Genomic DNA, 17,390 nt, shown 5'->3' with positions numbered 1-17,390 from the left:
AAATGAGCAAAATGTGCAAAGTCTTTTGCTCACAGGGCAATAATCTGACTACCAGCTCACCGTCGCCTCAAACCCGCCCTCGCGCGCGTTGGCAAGGGTGACCCGCATCCCGTGCAGGGTGGCGATGCGTTTGACGATGGATAACCCCAGCCCGCTGCCGGTCTGTTCCTGGCCTGGTGGACGATAAAAACGCTCGCCGATGCGCGCCAAATCGGCAGCAGAAATTCCCGGCCCGTTGTCGCGCACGATAAAACAGTTGGCTTCCAGGGTGACATCTACCACGCTTCCGCGCGGGCTATAACGCACGGCATTATCCAGAAGATTGCGCACCAGCAGGCTCAGCAGTAGCGGCTGGCCGGAGCGCACCACGTCAGGCGCGTGGATGTTCAGACGCAGTTCGATGCCCGCCTGCTGCGCCGGATGGTAATTGTCCATCACCGCCGATTGCAGCAGATCCGCCAGCGCGATCGGCTGGATATCATCGAGATTTTCCAGCGAATCAAGCCGTGAAAGGGTGAGGAGCTGATCCACCAGCCGCGAGGCGCGGTCGATCCCCGCGTGCAGCTGTTTGAGCGCTTTTTCCTGCGCCTGCGGATCGTCGAGTGACAGCTGCGCCACTTCGGTCTGCACCTTCAGAGCGGCCAGCGGGCTGCGCAGTTCGTGGGCGGCATCCGAGGTAAAGCGCCGCTCGCGGGTCATCATCTCCTGGGTGCGGGTAAACAGATGATTCAGGGCGTCGAGCAGCGGGCGCACTTCCGTCGGTAGCCCGTTTGTCGCCAGCTGATCGGTTGCATCGGGTGACCGCTGGCGCAACGTCCGGGCAAGATTTTTCAACGGACGCAGTTCGCGGGCGAGTAACACAATCAACAGCAGCAGCATCAGCGGGAGCGCCACCAGCCACGGGGTGAGCTGCGAGGTGACAATATCCAGCGCCATCTCCTGGCGATACTCCCACTCCTGGCCGACCACAATCCGGTATTTGCCGTTCGGCGCGCTCAGCCACAGAAAACGCCATTCGTCGTTATCGTCCTTCAGCCGTCCGTCCGTAAAACCGTCGCGGCGATAGTGATAAGGAATATCCCGGCCATTTTCGCCGTCGTTGAGCAGCATTTTCCCGTCGGCGGAGTAGATAGCAAACGCCAGCGCGTCGTCATCCAGATGGCCGTGTTTGGCTTTTTTCGGTACGTCGCTCATGCGCACCGGCGCGTTAAGTTCGTCGAGATCCATGGTCATCAGCCGTTTGGCGAACAGCATCTGCTGGGTATCGAACAGCTTGTCTAGCTTGTGGGTGGTCTGCTGCCAGGCGACGACGCTGGCCGCCAGCCATGCGCCGAGGGACAGCACCAGAAAAAGCAGCGTCAGGCGCAGCTTCAGGCTCAGGCGTTGAGTCAGTTTCATGCGTCACCCAGGGTATAACCGATGCCGTGCACGGTGCGGATAAAATGGCTGCCGAGCTTGCGACGTAAATGATGGACGTGGACTTCGACGGCGTTGCTGGAGACGTCGTCGTCCCAGGTATAAAGCTTCTCTTCGATCAGTTTGCGCTGCAGAACCCGGCCCGCGTTACGCATCAATAGCTCCAGCAGGGCGAACTCTTTCGGTTTGAGGACCAGCGTTTCGCCGTTGAGGGTCGCGACCAGACTGACCGGGTCGAGCGTGACCGGGCCGTGGCGCAGTTCGCTGCGGGTTTTGCCGTGGCTGCGCCGCACCAGCGCTTCGAGGCGCGCCGCCACTTCGATCAGGGCAAAGGGTTTGCACAGATAGTCGTCCGCGCCGAGCCGCAAACCTTCGACGCGCTGATCGAGAGCATCGCGCGCGGTGAGGATCAGCACCGGCTCGCTGCGCCCGTTTTCGCGCCATTCGCGCAGGATATCGAGGCCGTCCATGCCCGGCAGCGTCAGGTCGAGCACCACCGCATCGAAAGGCGCGGTATAAATTGCTGCTTTCCCGGTGGCTCCGTCGGTGAACCAGTCCACGCTAAAGCCCATTTTCGTTAAGCCCGCTTTGATGCCGTCACCAATCAGCCGGTCGTCTTCTACCAGTAAAATGCGCATGTTCCCTCCTTGATGCCGCGAGATAAGTGCAGTAAACCCTCTGTGACATCATGCTGTACAGCAATAAAATTTATATTTTCCCCTTAAGAAGTCGTTAAGGTTTACCCTGTTTAATGGCATTCGACACCACATTAAAGGGAGAGAAAACGATGAAAAAATTCGCAGCCATTACGGCAATCATGATGATGACCACGGCACCGGTATTTGCAGCAGAGGGCGGATTCAACGGCCCGTCCGCCACACCGGCACAAACCCAGACCCAGCAGGGCGGTTTTGTCGATAACGACGCCAACCTGACCACCGCGGCCAAAGTGAAAGATCAGAAGGACGACAGCTGGGTCAAACTGCGCGGGAACATCACCGAGCGCCTGTCCGATGACCGCTATCTGTTCCGAGATACCACTGGCACGGTGAATGTGGAAATTGACCACAAACGCTGGAACGGACAGACCATCAGCCCGCAGGACAAAGTGGAGATCCAGGGTAAGGTCGATAAAGAGTGGAACGAGTTTGAAATCGACGTGAAACAAGTCATCAAACTGAGCAAATAATGATGAAAAGGGCCGATTCCGCGGCCCTTTTTCTTTGTGACTCAACTCGTCAGATAGGGTAGTATCTGCGGCAATATTGCCTGAAACCCACAGGTTTCTGAGTTGAGGAATGACATTTAATGAGCGATATGGCAGAGCGCCTCGCGCTACATGAATTCACTGAAAACGCCTATCTGAACTATTCCATGTACGTCATCATGGACAGGGCACTGCCGTTTATCGGCGATGGCCTGAAACCTGTTCAGCGTCGCATCGTTTACGCGATGTCTGAGCTGGGCCTGAGCGCCAGCGCCAAATTCAAAAAATCCGCCCGTACCGTGGGTGATGTGCTCGGTAAATACCATCCGCACGGCGACAGCGCCTGCTACGAAGCGATGGTATTAATGGCGCAGCCGTTCTCCTACCGTTATCCGCTGGTCGACGGCCAGGGAAACTGGGGGGCACCGGACGATCCGAAATCCTTCGCGGCGATGCGTTATACCGAATCCCGCCTCTCTAAATACGCAGAACTGCTGCTCGGCGAACTCGGCCAGGGCACGGTGGACTGGGTGCCAAACTTCGACGGCACCATGCAGGAGCCGAAAATGCTGCCTGCCCGTCTGCCGAATATCCTGCTGAACGGCACTACCGGTATCGCCGTGGGCATGGCAACGGATATTCCGCCGCACAACCTGCGCGAAGTGGCAAAAGCCGCGATTACCCTGATTGAACAGCCGAAAACCACGCTGGATGAACTGCTGGATATCGTGCAGGGGCCGGACTATCCGACCGAAGCGGAGATCATCACCTCCCGCGCCGAAATCCGCAAAATCTACCAGAACGGTCGCGGCTCCGTGCGTATGCGCGCGGTGTGGAATAAAGAAGACGGTGCCGTGGTGATCACCGCGCTGCCGCACCAGGTCTCCGGCGCGAAAGTGCTGGAGCAGATCGCCGCCCAGATGCGCAACAAAAAGCTGCCGATGGTCGACGACCTGCGCGACGAGTCGGACCACGAAAACCCGACGCGTCTGGTGATTGTCCCGCGCTCGAACCGCGTGGATATGGACCAGGTGATGAACCACCTGTTCGCCACCACCGATCTGGAAAAAAGCTACCGCATCAACCTGAACATGATCGGTCTGGACGGTCGCCCGTCGGTGAAAAACCTGCTGGAGATCCTGACCGAGTGGCTGGCGTTCCGTCGCGATACGGTGCGCCGCCGTCTGAACTATCGTCTGGAAAAAGTCCTCAAGCGCCTGCATATCCTCGAAGGTTTGCTGGTGGCGTTCCTCAATATCGACGAAGTGATCGAGATTATCCGCTCCGAGGACGAACCGAAGCCGGCTCTGATGTCGCGTTTTGGCATCAGCGAAACCCAGGCTGAAGCGATCCTTGAACTGAAATTGCGCCACCTCGCCAAACTGGAAGAGGTGAAAATTCGCGGCGAGCAGGACGAGCTGGCGAAAGAGCGCGATCAGCTGCAGGCGATTCTGGCGTCCGAGCGCAAGATGAGCAACCTGCTGAAGAAAGAGCTGCAGGCGGATGCGGAAGCGTTCGGCGACGACCGTCGCTCACCGCTGCACGAGCGCGAAGAAGCGAAAGCGATGAACGAGCACGACATGCAGCCGTCTGAACCGGTGACGATCGTGCTGTCCCAAAGCGGCTGGGTGCGCAGCGCCAAAGGCCACGATATCGACGCGCCGGGCCTCAGCTACAAATCTGGCGATAGCTTCAAATCGGCGGTGAAGGGCAAGAGCAACCAGCCGGTGGTGTTCCTCGATTCCACCGGCCGCAGCTATGCCATCGACCCGATCACGCTGCCGTCGGCGCGCGGGCAGGGCGAGCCGATCACCGGCAAGCTGACGCTGCCGCCGGGTGCGACCGTGGATCATATGCTGATGGAAGGCGAAGAGCAGAAGCTGCTGATGGCCTCCGACGCCGGGTACGGTTTCATCTGTACCTTCAACGATCTGATTGCCCGCAACCGCGCGGGTAAAGCGATGATCAGCCTCCCGGATAACGCGCACGTGATGCCGCCAATGGTGATTGAGAACGACAGCGATATGCTGCTGGCGATCACCCATGCCGGACGCATGCTGATGTTCCCGGTCAGCGACCTGCCGCAGCTGTCGAAAGGCAAGGGCAACAAGATCATCAACATTCCGTCGGCGGAAGCGGCGAAAGGCGAAGACGGGCTGGCGCATCTCTTTATTCTGCCGCCGCAAAGCACGCTGACCATTCATGTCGGCAAACGTAAGATCAAACTGCGTCCGGAAGAGTTACAGAAAGTGGTGGGTGAGCGCGGTCGTCGTGGCTCGCTGATGCGCGGTCTGCAGCGTATTGACCGCGTGGAGATCGACTCACCACTGCGCGCGAAATCGGGCGATAGCGAAGAGTAATCTCGCCTCTCCCCCTCCGTTCCGGAGGGGGTTCTCGCTAAAAAATTTCTGTCTTTATATAAAGTCCTTACCTGACTGACATTGGAGTATATAATTGTCAGCGGTCAGGGCTTCTGAGGTCGCTATGCTATTCATTGTTCGTTCAATTCTCACCGTTATCTACTGCATTCTGGTCTGCGTGTTCGGCTGCATCTACTGCCTGTTCAGCCCGCGTAACCCGAAGCATGTTTCCACTTTTGGTCGTATGTTTGGCCGACTGGCACCGATGTATGGCCTGAAGGTCGAAACCCGCCTGCCGGAAGGGGCGGAAAACTTCGGCAACGCTATCTATATCGCCAATCATCAGAACAACTACGATATGGTCACCGCCGCGAACATCGTGCTGCCGCCGACGGTCACCGTCGGTAAAAAAAGCCTGCTGTGGGTGCCGTTCTTCGGCCTGCTGTACTGGCTCACCGGCAACCTGCTGATCGACCGTAACAACCGCGCTAAAGCGCACAGCACCATCGCCGAAGTGGTGAATCACTTTAAGAAACGCAAAATCTCTATCTGGATGTTCCCGGAAGGGACGCGCAGCCGTGGTCGCGGTCTGCTGCCGTTTAAAACTGGCGCGTTTCACGCCGCAATTGCAGCAGGCGTTCCGATTATTCCTGTGTGTGTTTCCAATACTTCGAATAAGATTAATCTTAACCGCCTGAAAAACGGGCTGGTGATTGTGGAAATGTTGCCGCCGGTCGACACCAGCAAATACGGTAAAGACCAGGTTCGTGAACTGGCTGCCCATTGCCGCGAGCTGATGGCGCGTCAAATCGAAGTGCTCGACAAAGAAGTCGCAGAGAGAGAAGCCTCCGGCAAGATCTAAGCCGGAGTTACAGGGAAATGAATTCCCGGGTTTTATCGTCGTTTCACATGGAGCAAATATGTCACTCAGTCGGCGTCAGTTTATTCAGGCTTCGGGAATCGCCCTTTGTGCTGGCGCGGTTCCGCTGACAGCCAACGCCGCCGGGCAGCAACAGCCGCTGCCCATTCCGCCGTTACTGGAGTCCCGTCGCGGGCAACCGCTGTTCCTGACCATGCAGCGCAGCCACTGGAGCTTTACCCAGGGCACGCGCGCGTCGATCTGGGGCGTGAATGGCCGCTATCTTGGGCCGACGATCCGCGTCTGGAGCGGGGATGACGTGAAGCTGATCTACAGCAACCGCCTGGCTGAAAACGTCGCCATGACCATCAGCGGTTTGCAGGTGCCAGGCCCGCTAATGGGCGGCGCGGCGCGTATGATGACCCCGAGCGCCGACTGGGCGCCGGTGCTGCCGATTCGCCAGAGTGCCGCGACCTTGTGGTATCACGCCAATACGCCAAACCGCACCGCGCAGCAGGTCTATAACGGTCTCGCGGGGATGTGGCTGGTGGAAGACGAAGTGAGTAAATCGCTGCCAATCCCGAACCATTATGGCGTCGATGATTTCCCGGTGATTATTCAGGACAAACGCCTCGATAACTTTGGCTCGCCGGAGTACAGCGAGCCGGGCAGCGGCGGTTTTGTCGGCGATACGCTGATGGTCAACGGCGCGCAAAGCCCGTACGTCGAAGTGTCCCGCGGCTGGGTGCGTCTGCGTCTGCTGAATGCCTCCAACTCGCGTCGCTATCAGCTGCAGATGAGCGATGGCCGCGCGCTGCATGTGATCTCCGGCGATCAGGGCTTTTTACCTGCGCCCGTTTCCGTTAAACAGCTGGCGCTGGCCCCGGGCGAACGGCGTGAAATCCTCGTGGATATGACCAACGGGGATGAAGTGTCGATTACCTGCGGCGAGGCGGCGAGCATCGTCGACCGTATTCGCGGCTTCTTCGAACCGTCCAGTATTCTGGTCTCTACGCTGGTGTTAACCCTGCGCCCGACCGGCCTGTTGCCGCTGGTGACGGACAGCCTGCCGATGCGCCTGCTGCCGGACGAGATCATGAGCGGAACGCCGGTGCGCAGCCGCGACATCAGTCTCGGCGACGATCCGGGCATCAACGGCGCGCTGTGGGATGTGAACCGCATTGATATCACCGCCCAGCAGGGCTCCTGGGAGCGCTGGACCGTGCGCGCGGAAATGCCGCAGGCGTTCCACATCGAAGGGGTGAGCTTCCTGATCCGCAACGTCAACGGCGCGATGCCATTCCCGGAAGACAGGGGCTGGAAAGATACGGTCTGGGTCGACGGGCAGGTCGAACTGCTGGTCTACTACGGGCAGCCTTCGTGGCCGCACTTCCCGTTCCTGTTCCACAGCCAGACGCTGGAGATGGCGGATCGCGGTTCGGTGGGGCAGCTGCTGGTGAATCCGCTGGTGTGATTTCCCCCTCACCCTAACCCTCTCCCAAAGGGAGAGGGGACTTATACACCCTCTCCCCGTGGGAGAGGGCTGGGGTGAGGGCAAAACCCCGCACAATACCCTTCATTTCACGTATAAATCCAGCGTATAATCCCCGCCCTTTGTTTATTTTTTCTTCGGAAGCATTATGAGCGCAATATCCCTGATCCAGCCGGATCGAGACCTCTTCTCCTGGCCCCAGTACTGGGCGGCCTGCTTCGGACCGGCGCCATTCCTGCCGATGTCCCGCGAAGAGATGGACCAACTGGGCTGGGACAGCTGCGACATTATTCTGGTGACAGGCGATGCCTACGTCGATCACCCGAGCTTCGGCATGGCGATCTGTGGCCGTATGCTGGAGGCGCAGGGCTTCCGCGTGGGGATCATCTCCCAGCCAGACTGGAACAGCAAAGAGGCGTTCATGAGCCTCGGCAAACCGAACCTGTTCTTCGGCGTCACCGCCGGGAACATGGACTCGATGATCAACCGCTACACCGCCGATCGCAAACTGCGCCACGACGATGCTTACACCGCCGATAACGTCGCGGGTAAGCGTCCGGATCGCGCTACTTTGGTTTACACCCAGCGTTGCAAAGAAGCATGGAAAGACGTGCCGGTTATCCTGGGTGGGATCGAAGCGAGCCTGCGCCGTACCGCGCATTACGATTACTGGTCTGATACCGTGCGCCGTTCGGTGCTGGTGGATTCCAAAGCCGACATGCTGATCTTCGGCAACGGCGAGCGCCCGCTGGTGGAAGTGGCGCACCGTCTGGCGCAGGGCGAACCGGTGGGCAATATCCGCGACGTGCGTAACACCGCGATCATGGTGAAAGAGGCGCTGCCGGGCTGGAGCGGAGTGGATTCCCGCATCATCGATATGCCGGGCAAAATCGACCCGATCCCACATCCGTACGGCGAAGATCTGCCGTGTGCCGACAACAAACCGGTCGAACCGAAGAAGGCCGAAGCCAAAGCCGTTGTTGTGCAGCCCCCGCGTCCAAAACCCTGGGAAAAAACCTACGTGCTGCTGCCTTCCTTCGAGAAAGTGAAAGCGGATAAAGTGCTGTACGCCCACGCGTCACGCATTCTGCACCATGAAACCAACCCAGGCTGCGCGCGTGCGCTGATGCAAAAGCACGGCGAGCGCTATATCTGGGTCAACCCGCCGGCGATCCCGCTCTCCACCGAAGAGATGGACAGCGTTTTTGCCCTGCCGTACAAACGTATTCCGCACCCGGCGTATGGCAACAGCCGCATTCCGGCGTACGAGATGATCCGCTTCTCGATTAACATCATGCGCGGCTGCTTCGGCGGGTGTTCGTTCTGTTCGATCACCGAGCACGAAGGGCGCATTATCCAGAGCCGTTCGGAGGATTCGATCGTTAACGAGATCGAAGCCATTCGCGACTCGGTTCCGGGCTTTACCGGCGTGATCTCCGATCTCGGTGGCCCAACGGCCAACATGTATATGCTGCGCTGCAAATCCCCGCGCGCGGAGCAAACCTGCCGCCGTCTGTCGTGTGTCTATCCTGACATCTGTCAGCATATGGACACCAACCACGAGCCGACGATCAACCTCTACCGCCGCGCTCGCGATCTCAAAGGCATCAAGAAGATCCTGATCGCCTCCGGCGTGCGCTATGACATCGCCGTGGAAGATCCGCGTTACATCAAAGAGCTGGCGACCCACCACGTTGGCGGCTATCTGAAGATCGCCCCTGAGCACACGGAAGAGGGCCCGCTGTCGAAGATGATGAAGCCGGGCATGGGCAGCTACGACCGATTCAAAGAGCTGTTTGATACCTATTCAAAACAGGCGGGCAAAGAGCAGTACCTGATCCCGTACTTCATCTCCGCGCACCCCGGTACGCGCGATGAGGACATGGTGAATCTGGCCCTGTGGCTGAAGCAGCGCCGTTTCCGCCTCGACCAGGTGCAGAACTTCTATCCGTCGCCGCTCGCGAACTCGACGACCATGTATTACACCGGCAAGAACCCGCTGAGTAAGATTGGCTATAAGAGTGAAGATGTGGTGGTGCCGAAGGGCGACAAACAGCGTCGTCTGCATAAGGCCCTGCTGCGCTATCACGATCCGGCGAACTGGCCGCTGATCCGTCAGGCGCTGGAAGATATGGGTAAAAAGCATCTGATTGGTTCGCGCCGCGAGTGCCTGGTGCCTGCGCCAACGCTGGATGAGATGCGCGAAGCGCGTCGTCAGAACCGCCATACGCGCCCGGCATTGACCAAGCATACGCCGGTGGCGCATCAGCGTCAGACGCCGGCGGCGAACAAAAAACGTGGGAAAGTGGCGGGGCGTTAAGCCTGGATTGCCCGGTGGCGCTGCGCTTACCGGGCCTACGATTTTGTAGATTTTGTAGGCCGGGTAAGGCGAAGCCGCCACCCGGCTTTTTTGACTGCGTTAACCTCCGAACTGATCCGGATCCGGCCCCAACCGCTTGCCCTGATCCAGCTTCGCTATCTCGCTCAACTCCTCTTTATCCAGACGGAAATCCCAGACGTCGAAGTTCTCGGCGATGCGCGACGGAGTGACCGATTTCGGGATCACCACCAGGCCGCTGTCCAGGTGCCAGCGAATGACGATCTGCGCGGCAGTTTTGCCGTACTTCTCAGCAAGATCCCGAATGATTTTCTGGTCGAACACGCCTTCGCCGCCCTGAGCCAGCGGGCTCCAGGATTCGGTCTGAATTTTGTGGGTGGCGTTCCACGAGTGCAGCTGACGCTGTTGCATCAGCGGGTGCAGCTCGATCTGATTAATCACCGGCGCGACGCCCGTTTCATCAATCAGACGCTGCAGATGATGGATCTGGAAATTACAGACGCCGATGCTCTTCACCAGCCCCTCTTGTTGCAGGTCGATCAGCCCTTTCCAGGCCTCAACGTAGTGATCGATGGCCGGAACGGGCCAGTGCATCAGATAGAGATCGACGAAATCGAGCTGGAGTTTTTCCAGGCTTTCCAGCAGGGCTTCGCGCGGGCGTTTCTGGTCGTCGTTCCACAGTTTGGTGGTGATGAATAACTCATCGCGAGAGATGTCAGCGCTGGACAAGGCTTTGCCCACGCCGTCTTCATTTTTGTATGCGGCGGCGGTATCGATAGACCGATAGCCGACTTCCAGTGCTTTGTGAATGGCGGAAACGACCTCGTCATTGCCGGCTTTCCAGACGCCGAGCCCCAGCTGGGGCATGACGTTGCCGTCCTGAAGCTTGATTAGGGTTTGGTTTGCCATTTTTCCTCCTCCATTTGCTCATCACCGGGGGTGTCCCCGGTGATGTGGTGTGCATTAAGTCTGGACGAAATGTCAAAAAACGAAAGGCGGGATGACAAAAACGCTTAGCGGGCCGCTTCGTAAATGCGACGGCTGACGTCCAGCGTAATGTCGTGTTTTTCGCCCAGTTGCGTCATACCGTGCTCTTCGAGTTTAGCCAGCAGGGCAGGGATGGAGCTGCCGTCAAGTCCGTAACCAGACAAACGAGTTGGCACGCCCAGCGATTCGAAGAAGTTGCGCGTCGCCGCGATAGCCGCATCGATACGCTCGTCGTCAGAACCGGTGGTGATATTCCAGACGCGCTCGCCGTATTGCAGCAGTTTTTCACGTTTGGTATCGCGTTTTTCATTCCACAACGCAGGCAGAACCACCGCCAGCGTCTGGGCGTGATCCAGACCGTGCATCGCCGTCAGCTCGTGGCCCAGCATGTGGGTGGCCCAGTCCTGCGGCACGCCTGCGCCAATCAGACCGTTCAGCGCCTGAGTCGCGGCCCACATCACGTTGGCACGCACGTCGTAGTTTTCCGGCTCTTGCAGGGCTTTCGGGCCATCTTCAACCAGGGTCAGCAGAATGCCTTCCGCGAAACGATCCTGAATTTTGCCGTTCACCGGGTAAGTCACGTACTGCTCAACGGTGTGAACAAAAGCATCCACCACGCCGTTTGCGACCTGACGCGGCGGCAGGGTGTAGGTGTAAACCGGGTCGAGAACCGCAAACACCGGCTGAACGTGCTCATTCATGAACGCCTGTTTGTCACCGGTGGTTTTGCGCGAGATGACCGCGCCTTTGTTGGACTCAGAACCGGTCGCTGGCAAGGTCAGCACGGAACCCATCGGGATCGCGCTGGTGATTTTGCTCCCGCCGGTTTGCAGAATTTCCCACGGATCCACGCCGTCAGCATAGTGTGCAGCTGCGGCGATAAATTTCGTGCCGTCGAGAACCGAACCGCCGCCGACCGCCAGCAGGAAAGTGATCTTCTCATCGCGGGCGATTTTGACCGCGTTCATCAGCGTTTCGTAAGACGGGTTTGGCTCGATGCCGCCGAACTCACGAACGTCCACGCCTTCCAGCGCGCTGTAAACCTGGTCCAGAACGCCGGTTTTCTTGACGCTGCCGCCGCCGTAGGTGATCAGTACACGTGCGCCAGCTGGGATCTGGTCGCGCAGATCGGCGATGGCGTCTTTGCCAAACAGAATGCGGGTTGGGGTGTGCAGGTTAAAATTATTCATTGCTCGTGCCCTTTAGGTGGGTGAAAAACGTGGCGGCGTCGATGGCTGCCTGATGGTGCCCATTGTGGACATCGGACGCCCGCCTCTCAATGCACATTCCTGCCGTTGTCTTGCCCATTTCTACAGAGGGCTGGAGAAAAGGGAAAAAGATGCGCAAACTGGCATCAGTGGAAACCCTGGCCGGAGCGAACCAAAATGAACCGCGATGAGATTTGCCTGCAATTGACAGGTCAAATTAATAGACTGAAAGATAAAGAAAATAACCTCACTGAGCTGCTGCCGGATATCCGTCTGTTGTACGGTACACAGCCCGGGACGCGCACGCCGGTGATGTATCAGCCTGGCATCGTATTTCTCTTTTCGGGTCATAAAATTGGCTATATCAACGAACGCGTGTTCCGCTACGACACCAATGAATACCTGCTCCTGACAGTACCTTTACCCTTTGAATGTGAAACTTTCGCGACAGAGGCGGTTCCGCTGGCCGGTATTCGCGTGAATGTGGATATTCTTCAGCTTCAGGAGCTGCTGATGGATATCGGCGAAGACGAACTGTTCCAGCCCGCGATGGCGGCAAGCGGGATCAACTCCGCGACGCTTTCGGACGAGATCCTCTGCGCCATTGAGCGTCTGCTGGATGTGATGGAGCGCCCGCTCGACGCGCGCATTCTCGGTAAGCAGATTATCCGCGAGATCCTCTATCACGTGCTGATGGGACCGGGCGGCGGGGCGCTGCTGGCGCTGGTGAGCCGTCAGACCCATTTCAGCCTGATCAGCCGCGTGCTGAAACGCATTGAAAGTCAGTACACGGAAAACCTGAGCGTCGATGAACTGGCGTCAGAAGCCAACATGAGCGTTTCGGCGTTTCACCATAACTTCAAATCGGTCACCAGCACCTCGCCGCTGCAGTATCTGAAAAGCTATCGCCTGCACAAAGCGCGGATGCTGATGATCCACGACGGTATGAAAGCCAGCGCCGCGGCGATGCGCGTCGGCTATGAAAGCGCGTCGCAGTTCAGCCGTGAGTTTAAACGCTATTTTGGCGTGACGCCGGGGGAAGATGCCGCACGTATCAGGATGATGCAGGGCGTTTAAAGGGGATTATAGGCCGGGCAAGCGCAGCGCCGCCCGGCGAAGCAGCAAAATCAGTCGCTGCAGTATTTCTTCTTAATCACGACGACCAGCGTCCCGACCAGACCCGCGACCAGCAGGAACATCGGCAGGATCATCAGGAAGGTCATCACCTGATCTTCGTGGCGTTTCACAAACGGGATCATGCTGATGGCATAACCCAGGGAGGTCACCACGCCGACCCACAGCACAGCGCTCAGCCAGTTAAAGAACTGGAAGCGACGGTTCGACAGGCCAGAAATCCCGGCCATGGTCGGCAGCAGGGTGCGAATAAATGCCAGAAAACGCCCGGCCAGCAGTGCCAGCAGACCGTGGCGGTCGAACATGCAGGTGGCTCTTTCATGGTATTTGACCGGCAGCTGTGCCAGCCAGCCTTTCACCACGCGGGTATTCCCGAGCCAGCGGCCCTGCAAATAGCTCAGCCAGCAGCCGAGGCTGGCGGCGGAGGTTAAAATCACGACCGTCGGGGCGAAGTCCATAACGCCTTTACCGATTAACGCACCCGCTAATAACAGCAGGCTGTCGCCAGGGAGAAACGAGGCAGGCAGCAGACCGTTTTCCAGAAATAGCGTGGCAAACATAACGAAATAAACAACACCCACAACGTGCGGGTCCGCCAGCGCGGCAAAATCGTGTTGCCAGAGCGCAGCGATAATATCTTGAATGACAGCCATGGACTTTCCTGTGGAACAACGGATATGCGGCTATTGTACTCCTGATTTACCCGGCTTGGGTTGATCGCGGACGCAACAAACGCAGACTTTTCTGCTGTCAGTGTCTGTAAAACCGTCCGGGAGTACGTTTACAGCCTGCACTCTACACGATACGTGCAAAACCTGCCGACAAATCCGCGAGCAGATCATCAACATTTTCTAAACCGATATGCAGGCGGATCAGGGTGCCGGTAAAGTCGATTTCCCCGCCGGGACGCAGCTCGGCCAGTTGCTCGGGCTGATTCGGCAGAATCAGTGATTCGAAGCCGCCCCAGGAGTAGGCCATGCTGAAGAGCGAGAAGTTATCCAGGTAGGCCGCCAGCTCGTCGTTGTTCAGGCGCTTTTTAAGCACAAATGAGAACAGCCCGCTGCTGCCCGTAAAGTCCCGTTTCCAGAACTCGTGGCCTTTGCTGCCCGGCAGCGCCGGGTGATTGACGCGTTCCACCTGCGGATGTTGCGCCAGCCATTCGGCAATTTTCAGGCTGCTTTCGTGATGCTGACGTAGACGCACGCCCAGGGTACGAATGCCGCGGCTGGTCATGTATGCCGTATCGGCGTCGACCATCTGCCCCATCAGGTAAGCATTCTCGCGCAGCTGATCCCAGCAGCGGGCGTTCGACACCGCCGTACCGATCATCCCGTCTGAGTGGCCGATGAGATATTTGGTTGCCGCCTGAATCGAGATGTCGATGTCAAACTCGAGGGCTTTAAACAGCACGCCCGCCGCCCAGGTGTTATCGATGATGATGATCGCCTCAGGCGCCACGCGGCGCACCGCGCGGACAATCGCCGGGACGTCGTGCACTTCCATGGTGATCGAGCCGGGAGATTCCAGAAACACGATGCGCGTATTAGGTTGAATAAGTTCGGCAATGCCTTCGCCGATCAACGGATCGAACCAGCCGGTGGTGACGCCCAGACGGGTGAGGATTTTGGTGCAGAAATCCTGGCTCGGTTCGTAGGCGGTGTTGGTCATCAGGATATGATCGCCCTGCTCAACAAACGCCAGAATGGTGTTCGCCACCGCCGCCGCGCCGCACGGGAACAGGGCGCAGCCGACGCCGCCTTCCAGCTCGCACATCGCTTCCTGCAATGAGAAATGGGTCAGCGTACCGCGACGTCCGTAAAAAAGTTCGCCTTTCGCCCGGTTGCGGGTGGCGTGTTTCTTGGCCTCAACCGTATCGAAGACCAGCGAGGAGGCGCGCTGAATCACGCTATTGACCGAGCCCTGAGTGTACTTTTTACTGCGTCCGGCCTGAACGAGCGTGGTATCAAGATGCTTCTCTGTCATGTTCGCTAAACCTGTTTTATCCGTCTGGACGTCCAGACTACCACGATTGCGAAAATCTGCACCCGCAAGCTTTGCGAATAAGCACAATATTTTATGAAAAATACGCATAAGAAATTTTTACTGCGTAAGCGCAAGGAAAATGAGCGAAATTTACGGCACTATGCAAATACTAATGAGAACTACTATCAATTCGACGTGGTTTTGATATTATTATGCTCAGAATTTGTGATTTGCGTCCTGGAGATACAGAGTGGGTAATAATTTGATGCAGACGGACCTCTCCGTTTGGGGCATGTACCAACATGCTGACATCGTGGTTAAGATTGTGATGATCGGCCTGATTCTGGCGTCCGTGATCACCTGGGCAATTTTCTTCAGCAAGAGCGTCGAGCTGATTTCGCAAAAGCGCCGCCTCAAGCGCGAACAGCAGCAGCTGGCGGAAGCCCGCTCTCTGAATCAGGCGTCTGACATCACGTCAGCGTTCCACGCGAAAAGCCTGACCACCCAATTAGTCAACGAAGCTCAGAACGAGCTGGAACTCTCCGCAGGCAGTGAAGATAACGAAGGCATTAAAGAGCGTACGGGCTTCCGCCTGGAGCGTCGCGTTGCCGCCGTCGGTCGTCACATGGGCCGCGGGAATGGTTACCTGGCGACTATCGGTGCGATCTCCCCGTTCGTCGGTCTGTTTGGTACCGTGTGGGGCATCATGAACAGCTTCATCGGGATTGCGCAGACGCAAACCACTAACCTCGCGGTTGTCGCCCCGGGTATCGCAGAAGCCCTGCTGGCAACGGCTATCGGCCTGATTGCCGCTATCCCGGCGGTGGTTATCTATAACATCTTCGCGCGTATGATTGGCAGCTTCAAAGCCACGCTCGGTGATGTTGCCGCCCAGGTTCTGCTGCTGCAAAGCCGCGATCTCGACCTCAGCGCCAGCTCCGTTAAGCCGGTCCACTCTGCTTCGAAACTGCGTGTAGGTTGATAAGCCATGGCAATGCGTCTTAACGAAAATCTGGACGATAACGGCGAAATGCATGAAATCAACGTGACGCCGTTTATCGACGTGATGCTGGTTCTGCTGATTATCTTCATGGTGGCCGCGCCTCTGGCGACGGTGGACGTGAAGGTCAATCTGCCGGCCTCTTCCAGTCAGCCGCAGCCGCGTCCGGAAAAACCGATTTACCTGTCGGTGAAAGCCGATAAGTCGATGTTCCTGGGCAACGACCCGGTCACCGATGAATCCGTGGTTCCGGCGCTCGACGCGCTGACACAGGGCAAGAAAGAGACCACCGTCTTCTTCCGCGCGGATAAAACCGTCGACTACGAAACCATGATGAAAGTGATGGATACGCTGCACCAGGCGGGCTATCTCAAAATCGGGCTGGTCGGCGAAGAGAAAACTGTCCAAAAATAAGTTCGTTGTGCCGGGTGGCGGCTTCGCCTTACCCGGCCTACGGGCTGGAAAGTAGGCCCGGTAAGCGAAGCGCCACCGGGCAGATTGAAAGCACTATCCCAAATGCTCCCCGCCGCAAACGCCGTGCACTTCTGCCGTCACGTAACTCGACTCCTGACTCGCCAGATAGACATACACTCCGGCCAGCTCCGCAGGCTGCCCTGCGCGCTTCATCGGCGTCTTCTGACCAAACTGCGGGATTTTCTCCTGCGTCTGTCCGCCAGAAATCTGTAGCGCCGTCCAGATAGGACCCGGTGCGACCACGTTCACCCGAATCCCTTTCTCTGCCACCTGTTTAGCCAGCCCTCGGCTGTAGTTCAGGATCGCCGCCTTAGTGGACGCGTAATCGAGCAGATGCGCGCTCGGCTGATAGGCCTGAATCGACGAGGTGGTCACGATACTGGAACCGGCCGGCAGAATCGGAATCGCCTCCTGAGTGATCCAGAAAAGCGCCAGAACGTTCACCGCGTAGGTTTGCTTGAACTGTTCAGTGGTCAGGTCGGCAATCTTCTCGACGGCGACCTGTTTCCCCGCGACCAGCGCCAGCGTATCCAGCCCGCCCAGGGCTTCACGCGCTTTATGCACCAGCGAACGGGCAAAGGATTCATCGCTCAAATCGCCTGGGATCAGCACCGCTTTGCGGCCCGCCTCTTCGATCAGCTGTTTGACCTCCTGCGCGTCCTCTTCTTCCGCAGGCAGATAGTTAATCGCCACGTCAGCGCCTTCACGCGCGTAAGCAATGGCGGCGGCACGCCCGATACCGGAATCCCCGCCTGTCACCAGTGCCTTACGATCCTGGAGCCTGCCGCTGCCCTTGTAGCTCTTCTCGCCGCAATCGGGCACGGGCGTCATTTTCGCCTGAACGCCTGGTGCTGGCTGCTTTTGCTTAGGGTATTCGCCGGTGTGGTACTGGGTGGTTGGGTCCTTGAGCTGTGTCGGATGTTTTGACATAA

General features: G+C 58.0%; 15 protein-coding genes. 8 read left to right on the top strand and 7 right to left on the bottom strand.

The window, feature by feature from the left end; translation table 11 throughout:
* Positions 1-48: 48 nt before the first annotated feature.
* Positions 49-1,398 carry a quorum sensing histidine kinase QseC gene (qseC, locus tag U9O48_RS19015; RefSeq protein ID WP_285143982.1) on the bottom strand — a complete coding sequence of 450 codons (1,350 nt, stop codon included), beginning with the start codon at positions 1,396-1,398 and terminating at the stop codon, positions 49-51.
* On the bottom strand, positions 1,395-2,054 hold the full coding sequence (qseB, locus tag U9O48_RS19010; RefSeq protein ID WP_324723007.1) for a quorum sensing response regulator transcription factor QseB: 660 nt from the start codon (positions 2,052-2,054) through the stop codon (positions 1,395-1,397). The genes qseC and qseB overlap by 4 nt, the downstream gene beginning before the upstream one ends.
* A gap of 149 nt (positions 2,055-2,203) precedes the next feature.
* Here qseB and U9O48_RS19005 point away from each other — a divergent pair, with 149 nt between their 5' ends.
* The 5 genes from U9O48_RS19005 to U9O48_RS18985 all read left to right on the top strand — a co-directional run bounded on the left by U9O48_RS19005 (position 2,204) and on the right by U9O48_RS18985 (position 9,654).
* The gene (locus U9O48_RS19005; protein ID WP_282494305.1) at positions 2,204-2,605 is read left to right on the top strand and encodes a YgiW/YdeI family stress tolerance OB fold protein; all 402 of its coding nucleotides are present in this window, start codon (positions 2,204-2,206) and stop codon (positions 2,603-2,605) included.
* Between the two features lie 119 nt (positions 2,606-2,724).
* Positions 2,725-4,983, top strand: coding sequence for a DNA topoisomerase IV subunit A (gene parC / locus U9O48_RS19000; RefSeq protein ID WP_282494306.1), 2,259 nt, complete (start codon positions 2,725-2,727; stop codon positions 4,981-4,983).
* Positions 4,984-5,107: 124 nt separating this feature from the next.
* Positions 5,108-5,845 carry a 1-acylglycerol-3-phosphate O-acyltransferase gene (gene plsC / locus U9O48_RS18995; RefSeq protein WP_282494307.1) on the top strand — a complete coding sequence of 246 codons (738 nt, stop codon included), beginning with the start codon at positions 5,108-5,110 and terminating at the stop codon, positions 5,843-5,845.
* 58 nt (positions 5,846-5,903) lie between these two features.
* The gene (gene ftsP, locus U9O48_RS18990) at positions 5,904-7,316 is read left to right on the top strand and encodes a cell division protein FtsP (protein WP_282494308.1); all 1,413 of its coding nucleotides are present in this window, start codon (positions 5,904-5,906) and stop codon (positions 7,314-7,316) included.
* A 166-nt stretch (positions 7,317-7,482) separates the two neighbouring features.
* Positions 7,483-9,654, top strand: a complete 2,172-nt coding sequence (locus U9O48_RS18985) for a YgiQ family radical SAM protein (RefSeq protein ID WP_282494309.1) — start codon at positions 7,483-7,485, stop codon at positions 9,652-9,654.
* Between the two features lie 99 nt (positions 9,655-9,753).
* On the opposite strand, the gene dkgA is transcribed toward U9O48_RS18985, so the two are convergent.
* Positions 9,754-10,581: a 2,5-didehydrogluconate reductase DkgA gene (gene dkgA, locus U9O48_RS18980; RefSeq protein WP_282494310.1), complete on the bottom strand. Its 828-nt coding sequence runs from the start codon at positions 10,579-10,581 to the stop codon at positions 9,754-9,756.
* Positions 10,582-10,685: 104 nt separating this feature from the next.
* Positions 10,686-11,849, bottom strand: coding sequence for an alcohol dehydrogenase (yqhD, locus tag U9O48_RS18975; protein ID WP_324723006.1), 1,164 nt, complete (start codon positions 11,847-11,849; stop codon positions 10,686-10,688).
* 195 nt (positions 11,850-12,044) lie between these two features.
* On the opposite strand from yqhD, the gene U9O48_RS18970 reads away from it, so the two are divergent.
* A complete protein-coding gene (locus U9O48_RS18970) occupies positions 12,045-12,944 on the top strand; it encodes an AraC family transcriptional regulator (RefSeq protein ID WP_282494312.1) in 900 nt (299 codons plus the stop codon).
* Positions 12,945-12,994: 50 nt separating this feature from the next.
* Here the strand turns inward: U9O48_RS18970 and yghB are convergent, their stop codons facing one another.
* Together yghB and metC are read right to left on the bottom strand one after the other, a co-directional pair.
* Positions 12,995-13,654, bottom strand: a complete 660-nt coding sequence (gene yghB / locus U9O48_RS18965; RefSeq protein ID WP_324723005.1) for a DedA family general envelope maintenance protein YghB — start codon at positions 13,652-13,654, stop codon at positions 12,995-12,997.
* Positions 13,655-13,796: 142 nt separating this feature from the next.
* On the bottom strand, positions 13,797-14,984 hold the full coding sequence (gene metC / locus U9O48_RS18960; protein ID WP_285158774.1) for a cystathionine beta-lyase: 1,188 nt from the start codon (positions 14,982-14,984) through the stop codon (positions 13,797-13,799).
* Positions 14,985-15,234: 250 nt separating this feature from the next.
* On the opposite strand from metC, the gene exbB reads away from it, so the two are divergent.
* Entirely contained in the window at positions 15,235-15,966 is a 732-nt protein-coding gene (gene exbB / locus U9O48_RS18955; protein ID WP_282494315.1) for a tol-pal system-associated acyl-CoA thioesterase, read from the top strand.
* 6 nt (positions 15,967-15,972) lie between these two features.
* Positions 15,973-16,398, top strand: a complete 426-nt coding sequence (gene exbD / locus U9O48_RS18950) for a TonB system transport protein ExbD (protein ID WP_324723004.1) — start codon at positions 15,973-15,975, stop codon at positions 16,396-16,398.
* 93 nt (positions 16,399-16,491) lie between these two features.
* On the opposite strand, the gene U9O48_RS18945 is transcribed toward exbD, so the two are convergent.
* A complete protein-coding gene (locus U9O48_RS18945) occupies positions 16,492-17,388 on the bottom strand; it encodes an SDR family oxidoreductase (RefSeq protein WP_285158772.1) in 897 nt (298 codons plus the stop codon).
* Positions 17,389-17,390: the final 2 nt, after the last annotated feature.

The organism is Lelliottia sp. JS-SCA-14 (assembly GCF_035593345.1).
In the GTDB taxonomy this organism is placed as follows: Bacteria; Pseudomonadota; Gammaproteobacteria; order Enterobacterales; family Enterobacteriaceae; genus Enterobacter; species Enterobacter wanjuensis.
This window is presented reverse-complemented; position numbering and strand designations above follow the sequence as displayed.